Genomic DNA, 14,922 nt, shown 5'->3' on the forward strand with positions numbered 1-14,922 from the left:
GTCGGCGCATGCCCGCAGCGTCTTCGGCTATTCGCCGCCGGGGGCCAGCAACAGGTTCGGCGAACGCCGCAGGTAGCCGTCCTCGGCCAGGCGCATGTCCAGCGCCAGGCTGGCCAGGTCGTCGGCAAGGGCATCGGCGTGGCGGTCGAACTCCAGGTAGAACTGCTTCAGGTAGCCCTGGCAACTGGGGCAGGTCTCGGCGCGCAGCACGGCTTTTTCCGCCGGCTGCCCGTCATGCTCCAGGGACAGGTAGGCCAGGTGCTTGCTTTCCTCGCAGTGGCTGCACTTGATTCGCACGTAGTGCCATTCGCAGGCGCACAGCGAGCAGCTCAGGTAGCGCAGGCCGGTTTCCTTGCCGCCCTGGCGGATCATCCCGGCCATCGGCGGCGAGCCGCAGGCGGGGCACAAGGTCCGGCTCTCGGTCTCGACCACCGCGCCCTCCTCCAGTCCCAGCAGCCAATGGCTCCAGGCTACTTGCAGGGCGGCGCCGAGGAACGGCACCAGGGCCGCCGGCAGGAGGTCGAACTGACCGCTGAGCAGGGCGATGGCCCAGGCCTTGCGCTGGCCTTCGTCGGCTTCGCGCAATTGTTCGAGTGCCGCGCCGACGGCGGCGTTGGCCGGCGCCGGGTAGCCCGCGAGCAGGGCATCCAGCCAGGGCAGCCAGGCGCCTTCGCGCACCAGCAGGTCGTAGGCCAGCGGCGGCATGCCGTGCTCGCGGCTCTTGCGCAGGCGCTCGGGGTCGAGCGGGGCCAGCGCCGGCGGGTTGTCCAGCAGCGCCTGCTGGAGCCGGCAGAGACCGGCGACCAGGCGCAGGTAGTCGCCCATCGGGTGCCCCTCGGCCAGTTGCAGCAGGCGCTCGCCGCGGCGGGCGAACAGGTCGCGCGACGGCTGGTGCAGGTGCGGGGGAATGTTGGCGGCGGCTTCGATCTGCCCCGGCTGAAGAATGGTGCGTGACACGGGAACTCCTCGGGTCTGCGCCGGCGGGCCGGTGGGCCGCGCCGCAACGATCGGGCGCCCGGTGGGGCGCGGAATGAATGCAAAGGCCCCATCGCTGGGGCCTCCGGTCGGGCGATGGCGACACTATACGCGTCAGTGCTCCTCGCCCTTGCCGACTTCCTTCAGCCAGCCGTTATGGTGCTTGCGCGCCCAGGCGCGGCTGACCTTGCCGTAGAGCATCGCGCCCATCGAGCCCTTGACCCAGATGCCGGCGTAGATATGCACGATGATGCTGGCGATCAGGACGAAGGCGGCGAAGGCGTGCAGGAGCGCCGACAGGCGGATCGCCTCGATGCCGAACCAGGCGCTGAAGTACTGGCGCCAGATCACGATGCCGGTGACCAGCAGGGTCAGCATGCTCAGCAGCAGCACCCAGAACAACAGCTTCTGCCCGGCGTTGTAGCGGCCGACTTCCGGGAGGTTCTCCTCGCGGTTGCTGACCACGTCGCGCCACTGCTTGAGCCACTGGATATCGCTCTTCTGCACCCGGTTGTGGTGGGCGAAGCGCACCACCAGGCCGAGGAAGAAGACGAACATCGCCAGCCCCAGGAAGGGGTGCAGGATACGCGTCCAGGGACCGCCGCCGAACAGGTTGGTCAGCCAGAACAGCGCCGGGTGGAACAGCGCCAGCCCGGACAACCCGGCCATGAAGAACAGGATCGCCACGGCCCAGTGGTTGCTGCGCTCGTTGGCGTTGTAGCGCTGGATTTCATTTTTCATTTCCGACTCCTCGAGAGCGCCGCCGCTGCCGCCGGGTCGCGGAGGACCGGCGGCAACGCCCGCGCGCAGGCTCAACGACGCTCGTGCGGGTCAAAGGTGTGTACCGACGGATCGACCTGGTGCACCGGTGCCTCGGCTTGCCCGTGGTCTTCCTCGTCGTCCGCGCGGTTGGGACCGACGCGCACATAGTGGAAGAACCCGGCGAGCACCGTGGCGCCCATGGCCAGCAGCGCCAGCGGCTTGGTCACGCCCTTCCACAGGCTGACCAGCGGGCTGACGCTCGGCTGGTCGGCCAGGCCGGCATAGAGCGACGGCTTGTCGGCGTGGTGCAGCACGTACATCACGTGGGTGCCGCCCACCCCTTCGGGGTCGTACAGGCCGGCGTTCTCGTAACCGCGGCTCTTCAGGTCGACGATGCGTTCGGCGGCGTGTTCCTTCATGTCCACCTTGCTGCCGAAGACGATGGCGCCGGTCGGGCAGGTCTTCACGCAGGCCGGCTCCATGCCCACCGAGACGCGGTCGGAACACAGGCTGCACTTGTAGGCCTTGTGGTCCTTCTGCGAGATCCGTGGGATGTCGAACGGGCAACCGGTGATGCAGTAGCCGCAACCGATGCACTTGTCCTGGTTGAAGTCGACGATGCCGTTGGCGTACTTCACGATCGCCCCCGGGCTCGGGCAGGCCTTCAGGCAGCCCGGCTCGGCGCAGTGCATGCAACCATCCTTGCGGATCAGCCACTCGAGGTTACCGGCCTCGTTCTCGTGCTCGGTGAAACGCATCACCGTCCACGAGTCGGCCGTCAGGTCCATGGGGTTGTCGTAGGTGCCGTGGTTGTGGCCGACCTCGTCGCGCAGCTCGTTCCATTCCGAGCAGGCGACCTGGCAGGCCTTGCAACCGATGCACTTGGACACGTCGATCAGTTTCGCCACTTCCTCCTGGTTCCGCACCGAGGGCATCGGCGTGGTGGTCGCGGAGCGGGCGTGGATGTCCTGACTACTCATGTTTCACCTCACGCCTTTTCCACGTTGACCAGGAACGACTTGAACTCCGGCGTCTGGGTATTCCCGTCGCCCACGAAGGGGGTCAGGGTGTTGGCCAGGAAGCCGTTGCGCGCCATGCCGGCGAAGCCCCAGTGGATCGGGATGCCGACGTGGTGCACGGTCTTGCCGTCCACCTGCAGCGGGCGGATGCGCTTGGTCACCACCGCCACCGCCTTGATGTAGCCGCGGTTGGAGGAGACCTTGACCTTGTCGCCGGCATTGATGCCCAGCTCCTTGGCCAGCGCCTCGCCGATCTCGACGAACTGCTCGGGCTGGGTGATCGCATTCAGCCGGCAGTGCTTGGTCCAGTAGTGGAAGTGCTCGGTGAGCCGGTAGGTGGTCGCTGCGTAGGGGAACTCGTCGGCCGTGCCGAACAGTTCCATGTCGTTCTTGAACACCCGTGCCGCCGGGTTGCTGATCGCCTTGCGGTTGTCGCGGTGCAAGGGGTTCACCCCGATCGGCGTCTCGAACGGCTCGTAGTGCTCGGGGAACGGGCCTTCGGCCATCTTGTCGACGGCGAACAGGCGGGCCACCCCTTCGGGGTTCATGATGAACGGGTTCATCCCGGCTTCCGGCGGTACGTCGGCCTTGTAGTCGGGCACGTCGGTGCCGCCCCAGGACTTGCCGTTCCACCACACCAGGCGCTTCTTCTCCGGGTCCCACGGCTTGCCGCTGACGTCGGCCGAGGCGCGGTTGTAGAGAATCCGCCGGTTCGCCGGCCAGGCCCAGGCCCAGCCGAGGGTCTGGCCCATGCCGTAGGGGTCGCTGTTGTCGCGGCGGCCCATCTGGTTGCCCTGCTGGGTCCAGGAGCCGGCGAAGATCCAGCAGCCGCTCGCCGTGCTGCCGTCGTCGCGCAGCAGGGCGAAGCCCGGCAACTGCTCGCCGGCCTTGGCCAGGATCATGCCGTTGGCCGGGTCGACCAGGTCGCTCAGGGCCTTGCCGTTGAACTCCCGGGCCAGTTCGTCCGGGCCCGGTTCGTCGGGCTTGAGGTAGGACCAGTCGAGGCCGAGGATCGGGTCGGGGAAGGCCCCGCCGTCCTTGCGGTACATCTCGCGCAGGCGGTGGAACAGCCCGGCCATGATGGCGATGTCCGGACGCGCCTGGCCCGGCGGCTCGGCGCCCTTCCAGTGCCACTGCAACCAGCGGCCGCTGTTGACGATCGAGCCGTCTTCCTCGGCGAAGCAGGAGGTGGGCAGGCGGAACACCGTGGTCTTGATGCTGGCGGTGTCGACGTCGTTGTACTCGCCGACGTTGCGCCAGAACTCCGAGGTCTCGGTCACCAGCGGGTCCATCACCACCATCCACTTCAGGCGCGCCAGCGCGGCGCCGACCTTGGCCTTGTTGGGGAACGAGGCGATGGGGTTGAAGCCCTGGCAGAAGTAACCGTTGACCTTGCCCTGGTACATCATGTCGAAGTAGCGCAGCACGTCGTAGCCGGCGCCCGGCATGTCGAGCTTGGGCAGCCAGTCGTAGCACCAGTTGTTTTCCTTGGTCGCCGACTTGCCGAACCAGGCCTTCATCAGGCTGACGTGGAACTTGCCGTAGTTCTGCCAGTAGGACAGCTGTCCCGGGCGCAGCGGCTTGGCCGTGCGCTTGGCGATGTAGGCGTCGTAGTCCTGCTCGGCGTCCATCGCCAGGGTCAGGTAGCCCGGCAGCGAGTTGGACAGCAGGCCGAGGTCGGTCAGGCCCTGGATGTTGGAGTGGCCGCGCAGGGCGTTCATGCCGCCGCCGGGCATGCCGATGTTGCCCAGCAGCAGCTGGACCATCGCGCCTGTGCGGATCATCTGCGCGCCTACCGAGTGCTGGGTCCAGCCCAGGGCGTACATGATGGTCATGACCTTGCCCGGCTTGGAGGTCTCGGCGATTTCCGCCCAGACCTTGAGCATCATGTCCTTCGGCGTACCGCAGATGTTGCTCACCACGTCCGGGGTGTAGCGGCTGTAGTGCTGCTTGAGCAGGTTGAACACGCAGCGCGGGTGGGTCAGGGTCGGGTCGACCTTGGCATAGCCATCCTCACCGATCTCGTAGCCCCAGGAGGACTTGTCCGGGTAGGTCCGCTTCTCGGCGTCGTAGCCGTTGAACAGGCCGTCCTCGAAGCTGAAGCCTTCCTTCACGATGAACGAGACATCGGTGTAGTTGCGCACGTATTCGTGCTGGATCTTGTCGTTTTCCAGCAGGTAGTTGATCAGGCCGCCGAGGAAGGCGATGTCGGTGCCGGTCCGGATCGGCGCGTAGTAGTCGGCGACCGAGGCGGAACGGGTGAAACGCGGATCGACCACCAGCAGCCGCGCCTTGTTGTGCGCCTTGGCTTCGGTGACCCATTTGAATCCGCACGGGTGGGCTTCGGCGGCGTTGCCGCCCATGATCAGCACCAGATCGGCATTCTTGATGTCGGTCCAGTGGTTGGTCATGGCTCCACGGCCAAACGTCGGGGCAAGACTTGCCACCGTCGGGCCGTGTCAGACACGCGCCTGGTTGTCGAATCCCAGGATGCCGAGGGAGCGCATCACCTTGTGGGTGATGTAGCCGGCCTCGTTGGACGAGGCGGACGCGGCGAGGAAGCCGGTGGTCAACCAGCGGTTGACGGTCTGGCCCTGCTCGTTCTTCTCGACGAAGTTGGCGTCGCGGTCTTCCTTCATCAGCTTGGCGATGCGCTCGAGGGCTTCGTCCCACTCGATGCGCTTCCACTCGCTGGAGCCGGCCTCGCGCACTTCCGGATACTTCAGGCGGTTCGGGCTGTGGATGTAGTCCAGCAGGCCGGCGCCTTTCGGGCAGAGGGTGCCGCGGTTGACCGGATGGTCGGCGTCGCCCTCGATATGGATGATGTTCTGCGCGACGTTCTTGGCGCCGTCGCCCTGGCTGTACATGATCAGGCCGCAACCGACCGAACAGTAGGTACAGGTGTTGCGGGTCTCGACCGTGTGCGCCAGCTTGAAGTGGCGGACCTGGTCGGCGAAGGCCTCCGTGGGGGCCATCCCGAGCGCCGCAAGGCTCGATCCTCCAAGGCCTATACCGCAGACCTTGAAGAATTGCCGACGGTTCATATCCATCGTGCATCTCCTGCATCAGGCAAAGGACACCCGGGACATGGCCGGATGTCTCTGGTTAAAAGATAGCCAGCCTGGCGAGGTACGCCAGCCGGGCATGGCTACGGGGCAGCGAACCCTACACGAACGCTGGGTTTTTCTGCCTTGACCGGAGTCATTACACGGCGGCGCAAACCTTGTCCAGCAAGGTGCGCGGAATCGGGACAGGTCCGAACGCCGCGAGGCGCGCGAACAGGAGGTGATATCCAGGTGCCATTAGACCAAAGACTAATGCCGGGTCGCCTAGGGCTGCGGCGACCCGGCGAGCGGATCAGAGTCCGACGTTCCTGAGGCGATTGGCATGCTGCCGATAGACCTGGGTCGGGTCGCTCTCGAACAGGCTGACCAGGCCGAGCAACTGGTTGACTTCGTCCAGATGGTCCATCCGGTAGTTGTCCTTCACCACGCTGCCCAGGTGGCTGGAGCATTGGCCGACCAGACCGTCGTTGGCCTCGCCGAACAGCAGCCCGGTCACCGCCAGGCCGGCGGAGCTCGGGTCGAGCGCATTGGTCAGGGAGCCGGTGCCGCTCATCGAGTAGTAGCGCACCCCGGCTACCGTCTCCGCGCCCTGGCCACAGGCGCTGGCCGGGATCGCCTGCGGGAAGCGCTGGTTGAACCGCGCGGTGCCGGGAGTGTTGAGACTGTTCAGGGCAGCCAGCGCGTCGCCCTTGACCCACTCGCCGCCGTCGACGATGTCGACCACCGAGAACAGCGCCTCCACCGCCGAGGCGATCACCTCGGTGCCGATCGGCCCGAGGAACTCGCTGAAGCCGGTCACCGCGTCGGCTACCGGCGTGCCCTTGTGCGGCGTGCCCATGGTGGTGACCGAGGCCACCAGTTGCGGCGCCACCCCGGCGACGTAGCGCACGGTCATGCCGCCCTGGCTGTGGCCGATCAGGTTGACTTTCTCCGCGCCGGTCAGGGCCAGGACTTCCTCCACCTGCGCCAGTAGCTGTTCGCCGCGCACCTCGTTGCTGTTCACCGGCGACTGCGAGGTGGCGAAGACCTTCGCGCCGTCCTTCTCCAGGGCCGGCACGATAGCGTGCCAGTAGTCCACCGGGCCGACGCTCTTGAAGCCGAACAGACCGTGGGACAGCACGATGGGATAGCGCGTGCGGGTGTAGTCGGTCGCAGCGTGCACGGGAAGGCTGGCGGCCAGCGCTACCAGCGCCGCCGCGAGGAACGTCTTGTTCTTGTTCATCGTCGAGACTCCGTTCGGATTGGACAGGCAGTTGGCAAGGCACGTGCTGAGCGGGCCGGAACCCCAGCCTGACAGCGCCGCCAAAGGCGTCGAGCCGTGCTTAAGTTGGGCTTCCGGCGCACGCCATTACCCCGGGTAACAGCGCCGCCGTTCCCATTCCGCCCGCCGCGCCGCAAGTGCTGTCGGAGAGCTTTCGATGCCTGTCACCCGAGGCCACAGCGGTGCAGCGCAGCGAGCACCTATCCGATCAGCCAGTCCGCCGGCTTGACCGAAATGCCTGGCGGTTCCGGCAAGCGGGCCGCATTCGGCGGCGGCGCAACTTCCTATGGTGAAGCGTCCCTGGCTACCGGAACCGCGCCATGCGCAACCCCTACCCGCCGCTCGCCGCCGCTCCCTATCCGCACCTGCTGGCCCCGCTGGACCTGGGCTTCACCCGTCTGCGCAACCGCGTGGTGATGGGTTCGATGCACACCGGGCTGGAGGATCGTCTGTGGGACTTCGGCAAGCTCGCTGCCTACTACCGCGAGCGTGCCCGGGGCGGCGTCGGGCTGATCGTCACCGGCGGTTTCGCGCCCTGCCGCGAAGGTTGGCTGCTGCCCTTCGGCAGCAGCCTCACCAGCGCCCTGGAGGTGCCCGCCCATCGTCGCCTGACCCAGGCGGTGCATGCCGAGGGCGGCAAGATCCTGCTGCAGATCCTCCACGCCGGGCGCTATGGCTACCACCCGATGGCGGTGTCCGCCTCGCCGTTGAAGTCGCCGATCAGTTGGTTCACCCCGCGCGAGCTCTCCGAGCGCGGCATCCGCAAGACCATCCGCGCCTTCGTCCGTTGCGCGCGGCTGGCCAAGGCCGCCGCCTACGACGGCGTGGAGGTGATGGGCAGCGAAGGCTACCTGCTCAACCAGTTCCTCTGCCCGCGCACCAATCGCCGCGACGACCAGTGGGGCGGCCCGCTGGAAAACCGCATGCGCCTGGCGCTGGAGATCGTCCGCGGCATCCGGCGGATCGTCGGCCAACGCTTCATCCTCTGCTATCGCCTGTCGCTGCTCGACCTGGTCGAGGGCGGCAATACCTGGGACGAGGTGCGGCGCATCGCCCTGGCCCTGGAGGAAGCCGGAATCACCCTGCTCAACACCGGCATCGGCTGGCACGAGTCGCGCGTGCCGACCATCGTCACCTCGGTGCCGCGCGCGGCCTTCGCCGAGGTCAGCGCACGGCTGCGCCACGAGCTGAAGGTGCCGGTGATCGCCAGTAACCGGATCAACACCCCCGAGGTCGCCGAATCCCTGCTCGCCACCGACAAGGCCGACCTGGTGTCGATGGCCCGGCCGCTGCTGGCCGACCCGCAGTTCGTGGCCAAGGCCGGCGCCGGCCGGGCCGAGGAGATCAACACCTGCATCGCCTGCAACCAGGCCTGCCTCGATCATGCCTTCGCCAACCGCCGCGCCACCTGCCTGGTCAACCCGCGGGCGGCCTTCGAGACCGAATTGCGCTACCGCAAGGCGCGCACGCAGAAGCGCATCGCGGTGATCGGCGCCGGCCCCGCCGGGCTCTCCGCCGCCTGCGTGGCCGCCGAGCGCGGGCATCGGGTCAGCCTGTTCGAGGCGAGCGGGGAAATCGGCGGGCAGTTCAACCTGGCCAAGCGGATTCCCGGCAAGGAGGAGTTCCGCGAAACCCTGCGCTACTTCCGCGTGCGTCTGGAACGCCTCGGCGTCGACCTGCGCCTCGGCCACCGGGTGCGCCAGGGCGAGCTGGACGGTCAGTTCGACGACGTGGTGGTGGCCACCGGCATCCAGCCACGCCGGCCAAGGATCGACGGCATCGGCGGACCGACCGTACTCAGCTACGTGGACGTGCTGCGCGGCGCGCCGGTGGGCGCGCGGGTCGCCATCGTCGGCGCCGGCGGCATCGGCTTCGACGTCGCCGCCTTCCTCGTCGCCGCGCCCAGCGACGGCCAGCCGCGGGCGCTCGGCGAATGGCTCGCGGAATGGGGCGTGGACCTCGACAACAGCCAGCCCGGCGGCCTCCGCGAACCCGCTCCGACGCGGCCGGCGCGCCAGGTCTGGCTGCTCCAGCGCAAGCCCGGCGCTCCCGGCGCGCAGCTCGGCAAGACCAGCGGCTGGGTACACCGCGCGCACCTCAGGCACAACGCCGTACGCATGCTCGGCGGGGTGGAGTACCTGAAGATCGACGAACGCGGCCTGTTGATCCGCGTCGACGGCGAGGAACGCTGGCTGGAGGTGGACAACGTGGTGATCTGCGCCGGCCAGGAGCCGCTGCGCGAGTTGCAGATCAGCCAGGCGGCGGAAAGCCTGCGCTTCCACCTGATCGGTGGGGCGCGGGTGGCAGGGGAACTGGATGCCAAGCGGGCGATTCGCGAGGGGGCCATGCTGGCGGCGCGCTTGTAGGGGGATAACGCCGCTGGCGGTATGGCTGCCGTAGGGCGAACAACCGCTCGCGATTACCCGCCGGGCGGAATCCGAGGGCGAGCGATGGGGCCTCGCGTTTTCCTCCTCCGCCCCCGCCTGGTGCATACTGTGCGACTCCCCGTACCACTCCGGCCCGTCCCTCGCCATGCGCGGGGCGCGCTCGCCGTCATCGTTCCAGGAGTCTTGCATGCCCACTCCCCCCTGGTGGCTGTTCGTCCTGCCCCTGCTCGCCGGCGCCTGCCTGCCGCTGCAGGCGGGGATCAACGGCCAGTTGGCCAAGCAGGTGTCCAGCGTCCTCGCCGCGGCACTGATCTCGTTCTTCGTCGGCACCCTCGGGTTGCTCGCCCTGACCCTCTCGCAGCGCGAGTTTCCCGGCCTGGCGGCATTGCGCGGGCTGAGCTGGTGGCACTGGTGCGGCGGTTTCCTCGGCATGTTCTTCATCTTCATCGCCGCCTTCGCCGCACCGCGCATCGGCGCGCTGATGTTCATGGTGCTGGTGCTCGCCGGCCAGTTGGGCATGGCCATGAGCCTCGACCACTTCGGTTGGGCCGGCTTCCGCGAGGCACCGATCAGCGCGCTGAAGCTGGGCGGGTTGGCACTGATCGGCGCCGGCATCTGGATGATCCGCAAGGGCTGAGTGCGTCTTGCCGCGGACGCGTCGGCCGGCCTATAGTCGGCCTCGGCGTTCTCCACGCCTCCCGTCCGCGGAAAGGGCAGCGCCCAGGCGATCCACCCCACGCATCGCGCATGCGACTCCAGGCCTGCTGGCGGACAAGGCTGCAGAGGAGATCGTATGTCCTTTTCCCGCACTCTCGGCGACGGCCGGATCAATCTCGAACAGCAACGCAAGCGCGCCAAGGAGCTGTTGCGCCAGTGGCGCCGCGACCCGGCCAGCCGTACAGGGCTTCCGGGGCAGGAGCCGCGCCTGGCCGACGCCCAGTGGCAGGTGGCGCGCGAGCTGGGCTTCGCCAGTTGGCCGCGACTCAAGGCGCATGTCGACGCCATCGCCTTCGCCAGCCGCCACCCCGATCTGGTCGGCGGCGATGAGGCCGCGACCCTGCACCTGCGCTGCGGCAACGACATCGCCCACGGCCTGAAGCTCGCCGGCTTTCGCGGCGACTTCCGGATGTTCGCCGACCCGCTGACCATGGGACCGGTGCCGAACCTGCCGTTGCCCGAGTTCCTCGCCCTGCGCAGCGACTACCTGAGCCGCGCCTTCGACCTCGACCCGGCCGACGCCCAGGCCCGCCAGCGCCAGGAATACGCTGGGCTCGAGCGGCTCGGAGAATACTCGCGGGTGGCCCTCTGGTGCGAGGCGGACGCCTACGACCAGTTGTTCCTGGTCCGGGTGCTGGCCGGCATGCAGACGCCGCCGGAGCATCTGGAACTGATCGAGATCGACCGCGTGCCAGGCGTCGAGCGCTTCGTCGGCATCGGCCAACTGGCGCCTGAGCTGCTCGCCTGGCTATGGACTCGGCGTCGCCCGCTGGACGCAGAAGCCCTGACGCTGGCCCGCGCGGCCTGGGAAGCCTACCGCGATCCGGCGCCACTGCGCTGGGCGCAACTGGCCGCAGCGCCGACCCCGGCGCTACCGTTGCTGGGGCCGGCGCTGCGTCGGCAACTGCATGAACTGCCGGCCCTGCGCGACGGCCTGTCGCTGAGCGAACGGCTGACACTGGAGATCGTCCGCGACGGCGAGCGGCCGAGCGCCGGTCAGGTCTTCGCCGAGCTGACCGCACGGCGCGAGCCGCTGCCCTATCTCGGCGACCTGATGTTCCGCGTCCTGCTCCGCGCGCTGCTGGAAGAGCCCGGTGCGCTGCTGCGCACGCCGGCGCCGGAACTGCCCTGGGAACGCCAGCCGCTGGCGCTGACCGCTGCAGGCCGCGAGGTCCTGGCCGGGCGGCGCTACCGCCTCGACCTCGGCGCCCCCGAACGCTGGGTCGGCGGCGTACGCCTGCGCGCCGGCACCGCGCACTGGGCTCTGGACGAGCAGGACCGGCCGGTATGGCGGGAGGACCCACGGCACTGACGCTCATCGCCCGGACGAGCGCAACGGGCGCGCAGCCACTATCATTGCGCGCCCGTTTTCCCCGCCCCCGCCCGCCGATGAAGAAGATCCCGCTCGCCGCCGCCGACCCCGACCGCCTGGATACCTGGGTGAAATACCGCGAAGGCCTGTGCGGCGAGTGCAACGCGACCTGCTGCACGCTGCCGGTGGAAGTGCGCATCGACGACCTGATCCGCATGCGACTGGTCGACGAGTTCGAGCGCGAGGAACCGGCCAAGCGAATCGCCAAGCGACTGGAAAAGGATGGCGTGATCGAGCACTTCAACCACAAGCGCGAGATCTTCACCCTCACCCGCATGGCCAACGGCGACTGCCTGTACCTCGACCGCAAGACCCGCCTGTGCACCATCTATGCCCGCCGCCCGGACACCTGCCGCAACCACCCGCGCATCGGCCCGCGTCCCGGCCACTGCGCCTACCGGCCGAAGTAGCCTCAGCCAGGCGGCGCCACACCCTGGCATAGCTGGTACTGTCCCACCGGCGGCCGGCAGCGCAAGCGCTGGCGCACCTCGTCGGGCAAGGCGCCGAACGAACGCGAGCGGATCGCCAGCAGGGCGTCGCGACGCAACCAGCCGGCCAGTTCGCTGTCCTCCGCCCGTTGTGCCCGCCCGCCGCTGTAGAACACTGCCGAGTACGGCCGCTTCGGCCAGAACACCAGCGGCCGCTCGCGCCAGCCGGCGTCGCTGGCCAGCAGCGCGGCGGTGGACTTCTGCTCGGCGCGCGAGCCCAGCAGCAGGGAGCCGAGGAACAGCGCGAACAGCAATGGCGTCAGCGCCAGGCAGGCCAGCCCGCCACGCCGCAGCCAGGCGCTGCGCGCCAGCGGCGCGCGCAGCAGGTCGGCGGCGAGCAACGCCAGGGCCGGCAGGCCGGGCAGCACGTAGGTCCAGAGGACGTTGCCGGCGAAGGTGAAGAACAGGCACGGCGCCAGTCCCCAGAACAGCCAGTAGCGCCTGCGCGAGGCGACGCCATCGACCACCTCCCCGCGCTGGCGCCAGCCCAGCCAGAGCAGCAGCGGCAACCAGAGGCTCCAGGGAAACGCGGCGGCCAGCAGGAACAGCCAGACGCTGCCGTAGGGATAGGCGTGGGCATTGCCGTAGCGGTCGCCGTCCCAGCCGGCGGTGACGAAGCGCTGCCAATGCTCGCCGAGCAGGAAGTACTCGAGGAAGCCCGGCGTCTTCAACTCCGCCAGCAGGTACCAGGGCGCCGCCACCAGGAGCATCAGCAGGCTTCCGCGGATCCATGGCAGGCCCCGCCAGAGCGCGCGCCAGCGCCACTCCAGCAAGGCCCACAGGCCGATCGGCAGTCCGGCGAGGATCAGCGTCAGCGGCCCTTTCGCCAGCAGCCCGAGGCCGAGGCCGAGGAACATCAGCCAGCCCTCGCGGCGCCGGATTCCCTCCGCGCCATGCAGGCCCAGCCAGAAGCCGCGCATGGTCAGGACCAGGGCCAGGGCCAGGGCCATGTCGGTCATCACCGCCCCGGAGGCGACGAAGAACAGCGCCGAACTGCCCAGCAGGACGCAGGCGATCCGCGCCTGCCGACGATCTTCGCGAGCCTGCCAGTCCCATACCAGCCACAGCACCAGCACGCCCAGCAACCAGTGCGGCAGGCGGCTGGCGAACTCGTTGGCGCCGAGCAGAAGCTGGCCGCCGGCGCTGAGCCAGAAGGCCAGCGGCGGCTTGCCCCAGAACGGCACGCCGACGTCGTACCAGGGCGTGATCCAGTCGCCCTGTTCGGCCATCTTCCGCGCCACCTCGCCATAGCGGGCCTCAGTGGTGTCCATCAGCGGATAGCTGCCCAGGCTCAGCAGGCGGATGGCGAAGGCCAGGGCGAGCAGGAACCAGGCCAGCGGCCAGCCGCGCAGCGCCCTCACGGATTGGCCCCGCCGACCTGCGCCGGCAGGTAGCGGTCGATCAGGTAGAGCGGGCGGCGCCGCGCTTCCATGGTCATCCGCCCGAGGTATTCGCTGCATACGCCGATGGCCAGCAGTTGCAGGCCACCGATCAGGAACAGCGCGGCGATCACCGGCCAGTGCTCGTGGATCTCCTGTTGGCCGAAGATCCCGGCGAGCAGGGTCGCCAGGGCCGCCAGCAGGCTGAGCAGACCGAGGTAGCCGGCGACCTTCAGCGGCGCGGTGGAAAACCCGGTGATGCCCTCCAGGGCGAAGTTCCACAGCCGCCAGTAGCGCCACTTGCTGTGGCCGGCGACGCGAGCGGCGCGGCTATAGGCGATATCGACCTGGCGGAAACCGACCCAGGCGAACAGTCCCTTCATGAAGCGATTGCCTTCCGGCAGCTCGCAAAGGGCATCGACCACCCGCCGGTCGAGCAGGCGGAAGTCGCCGACGTCGCGCGGGATCGGCACCTCGCTGAGGCGGTTGATCAGCCGGTAGAAGGCGCTCGCCGAGGCGCGCTTCAGCCAGCTTTCACCGGCCCGGCTACGGCGGCGCATGTTGACCATTTCGGCGCCGCCGATCCAGGCGTCGAGCATCTGCGGGATCAGTTCCGGGGGATCCTGCAGGTCGGCATCGATGACGATCACCGCGGCGCCGCGCGACAGCTTGAGCCCGGCGCTCATCGCCTGTTCCTTGCCGAAGTTGCGGGTGAAGCGGGCCACGCCCACCCGGCGGTCGGCGGCCTGTAGCTGGGCGAGGATCGCCGCGCTGCGGTCGGTGCTGCCGTCGTCGACATAGAGCATCTCGCAATCGTCGCCAAGGTCGCCGAGCACGGCGCCCAGGCGCTGGTGGAAGGCCGGCAGCACCGCCTCCTCGTTGAACACCGGCACTACCACGCTGAGCAGGCAGGGGGCCTCGAGCTTCGACGCCAGGGAAGGTTCGATCATCATGAGAAGGTCCAGAGTCGATGAAGGTGATAGGTCGCCAACAGCAGTGCGCCGGTCGCGGCGAGCTGGGCCAGGCGGTAGTCGAGTCCGGCGAGGTCGCCGAGCAGCAACACCAGGACGGCGTTGCCGAGTACGCAAAGCAGGCTGACGGCGAAGAAGCGCGGCAGCGAACGGAACACCGGGCCACGGTGGCGGAAAGTCTTCCGGCGATGCCCCAGGTAGGCAGCCAGAGCCCCGCAGCCTGCTCCCGTCGCGGCGGCCACGGCGGCGCCGACGGCGAAGCCCTCGACCAGGAGGGTCAGCACCAGGTAATGAACGGCGGTGGCACCGGCGCCGACCGAGACGAAACGCCCCAGGAGCATGCATGGCTTCCTCTGGAAACAACCGACGCCGGCATTCTAGGAAGGTGCGCAAAGCCCCGCGGTTAGCGCTGCGCAAGCTTCCTGACAGGTTTTCGCAGGGTTCCCCGCGGCAGGCCTGGAAGCCGCGTCGGACAAGGAATACACGGCAGGCAGAGGTCTGTTACCGGATATGAAAAACGGGTTTT

12 protein-coding genes are annotated in these 14,922 nt (G+C 68.5%); 4 read left to right on the top strand and 8 right to left on the bottom strand.

From position 1 onward, the window contains the following. Positions 1-27 precede the first annotated feature (27 nt). The 5 genes from fdhE to lipC all read right to left on the bottom strand — a co-directional run bounded on the left by fdhE (position 28) and on the right by lipC (position 7,043). On the bottom strand, positions 28-957 hold the full coding sequence (fdhE, locus tag AT700_RS25080; protein ID WP_003116089.1) for a formate dehydrogenase accessory protein FdhE: 930 nt from the start codon (positions 955-957) through the stop codon (positions 28-30). Between the two features lie 132 nt (positions 958-1,089). Next, the gene (locus tag AT700_RS25085; protein ID WP_003095316.1) at positions 1,090-1,716 is read right to left on the bottom strand and encodes a formate dehydrogenase subunit gamma; all 627 of its coding nucleotides are present in this window, start codon (positions 1,714-1,716) and stop codon (positions 1,090-1,092) included. A 71-nt stretch (positions 1,717-1,787) separates the two neighbouring features. Next, on the bottom strand, positions 1,788-2,717 hold the full coding sequence (gene fdxH / locus AT700_RS25090) for a formate dehydrogenase subunit beta (protein WP_048521702.1): 930 nt from the start codon (positions 2,715-2,717) through the stop codon (positions 1,788-1,790). 8 nt (positions 2,718-2,725) lie between these two features. Next, the gene (fdnG, locus tag AT700_RS25095; RefSeq protein WP_010895684.1) at positions 2,726-5,806 is read right to left on the bottom strand and encodes a formate dehydrogenase-N subunit alpha; all 3,081 of its coding nucleotides are present in this window, start codon (positions 5,804-5,806) and stop codon (positions 2,726-2,728) included. 307 nt (positions 5,807-6,113) lie between these two features. After that, positions 6,114-7,043 carry a lipase LipC gene (gene lipC / locus AT700_RS25105; protein WP_003095318.1) on the bottom strand — a complete coding sequence of 310 codons (930 nt, stop codon included), beginning with the start codon at positions 7,041-7,043 and terminating at the stop codon, positions 6,114-6,116. A 359-nt stretch (positions 7,044-7,402) separates the two neighbouring features. Here lipC and AT700_RS25110 point away from each other — a divergent pair, with 359 nt between their 5' ends. The 4 genes from AT700_RS25110 to AT700_RS25125 all read left to right on the top strand — a co-directional run bounded on the left by AT700_RS25110 (position 7,403) and on the right by AT700_RS25125 (position 11,968). Next, positions 7,403-9,448, top strand: coding sequence for an NADPH-dependent 2,4-dienoyl-CoA reductase (locus AT700_RS25110; RefSeq protein WP_003116092.1), 2,046 nt, complete (start codon positions 7,403-7,405; stop codon positions 9,446-9,448). A gap of 208 nt (positions 9,449-9,656) precedes the next feature. Continuing rightward, the gene (locus AT700_RS25115) at positions 9,657-10,106 is read left to right on the top strand and encodes a DMT family transporter (protein ID WP_003095321.1); all 450 of its coding nucleotides are present in this window, start codon (positions 9,657-9,659) and stop codon (positions 10,104-10,106) included. A gap of 156 nt (positions 10,107-10,262) precedes the next feature. Then, complete coding sequence (locus AT700_RS25120; protein ID WP_031629555.1) at positions 10,263-11,498, top strand: DUF1835 domain-containing protein; 1,236 nt, start codon at positions 10,263-10,265, stop codon at positions 11,496-11,498. Next, a complete protein-coding gene (locus tag AT700_RS25125) occupies positions 11,474-11,968 on the top strand; it encodes a YkgJ family cysteine cluster protein (RefSeq protein WP_003135287.1) in 495 nt (164 codons plus the stop codon). The genes AT700_RS25120 and AT700_RS25125 overlap by 25 nt, the downstream gene beginning before the upstream one ends. A gap of 2 nt (positions 11,969-11,970) precedes the next feature. On the opposite strand, the gene AT700_RS25130 is transcribed toward AT700_RS25125, so the two are convergent. Genes AT700_RS25130 through AT700_RS25140 form a run of 3 tightly spaced genes read right to left on the bottom strand, consistent with a single transcriptional unit; the run spans position 11,971 to position 14,737 of the window. After that, positions 11,971-13,407: an ArnT family glycosyltransferase gene (locus AT700_RS25130; protein WP_031629557.1), complete on the bottom strand. Its 1,437-nt coding sequence runs from the start codon at positions 13,405-13,407 to the stop codon at positions 11,971-11,973. Beyond that, positions 13,404-14,378 carry a glycosyltransferase family 2 protein gene (locus AT700_RS25135; protein WP_031629558.1) on the bottom strand — a complete coding sequence of 325 codons (975 nt, stop codon included), beginning with the start codon at positions 14,376-14,378 and terminating at the stop codon, positions 13,404-13,406. Before AT700_RS25135 ends, AT700_RS25130 begins: the two co-directional genes overlap by 4 nt. After that, positions 14,375-14,737, bottom strand: coding sequence for a GtrA family protein (locus AT700_RS25140; RefSeq protein ID WP_003095326.1), 363 nt, complete (start codon positions 14,735-14,737; stop codon positions 14,375-14,377). The genes AT700_RS25135 and AT700_RS25140 overlap by 4 nt, the downstream gene beginning before the upstream one ends. Positions 14,738-14,922 lie beyond the last annotated feature (185 nt).

Origin of the sequence: Pseudomonas aeruginosa, from assembly GCF_001457615.1 — a bacterium.
GTDB classification, from domain to species: domain Bacteria; phylum Pseudomonadota; class Gammaproteobacteria; order Pseudomonadales; family Pseudomonadaceae; genus Pseudomonas; species Pseudomonas aeruginosa.

Coding starts and splice junctions, on each gene's coding strand:
- AT700_RS25135 (WP_031629558.1), bottom strand. CDS start 14,378: ATGATGATCGAACCTTCCCTGGCGTCGAAGCTCGAGGCCCCCTGCCTG.
- AT700_RS25120 (WP_031629555.1), top strand. CDS start 10,263: ATGTCCTTTTCCCGCACTCTCGGCGACGGCCGGATCAATCTCGAACAG.
- AT700_RS25125 (WP_003135287.1), top strand. CDS start 11,474: ATGGCGGGAGGACCCACGGCACTGACGCTCATCGCCCGGACGAGCGCA.
- AT700_RS25140 (WP_003095326.1), bottom strand. CDS start 14,737: ATGCTCCTGGGGCGTTTCGTCTCGGTCGGCGCCGGTGCCACCGCCGTT.
- AT700_RS25085 (WP_003095316.1), bottom strand. CDS start 1,716: ATGAAAAATGAAATCCAGCGCTACAACGCCAACGAGCGCAGCAACCAC.
- lipC (WP_003095318.1), bottom strand. CDS start 7,043: ATGAACAAGAACAAGACGTTCCTCGCGGCGGCGCTGGTAGCGCTGGCC.
- fdxH (WP_048521702.1), bottom strand. CDS start 2,717: ATGAGTAGTCAGGACATCCACGCCCGCTCCGCGACCACCACGCCGATG.
- AT700_RS25110 (WP_003116092.1), top strand. CDS start 7,403: ATGCGCAACCCCTACCCGCCGCTCGCCGCCGCTCCCTATCCGCACCTG.
- AT700_RS25115 (WP_003095321.1), top strand. CDS start 9,657: ATGCCCACTCCCCCCTGGTGGCTGTTCGTCCTGCCCCTGCTCGCCGGC.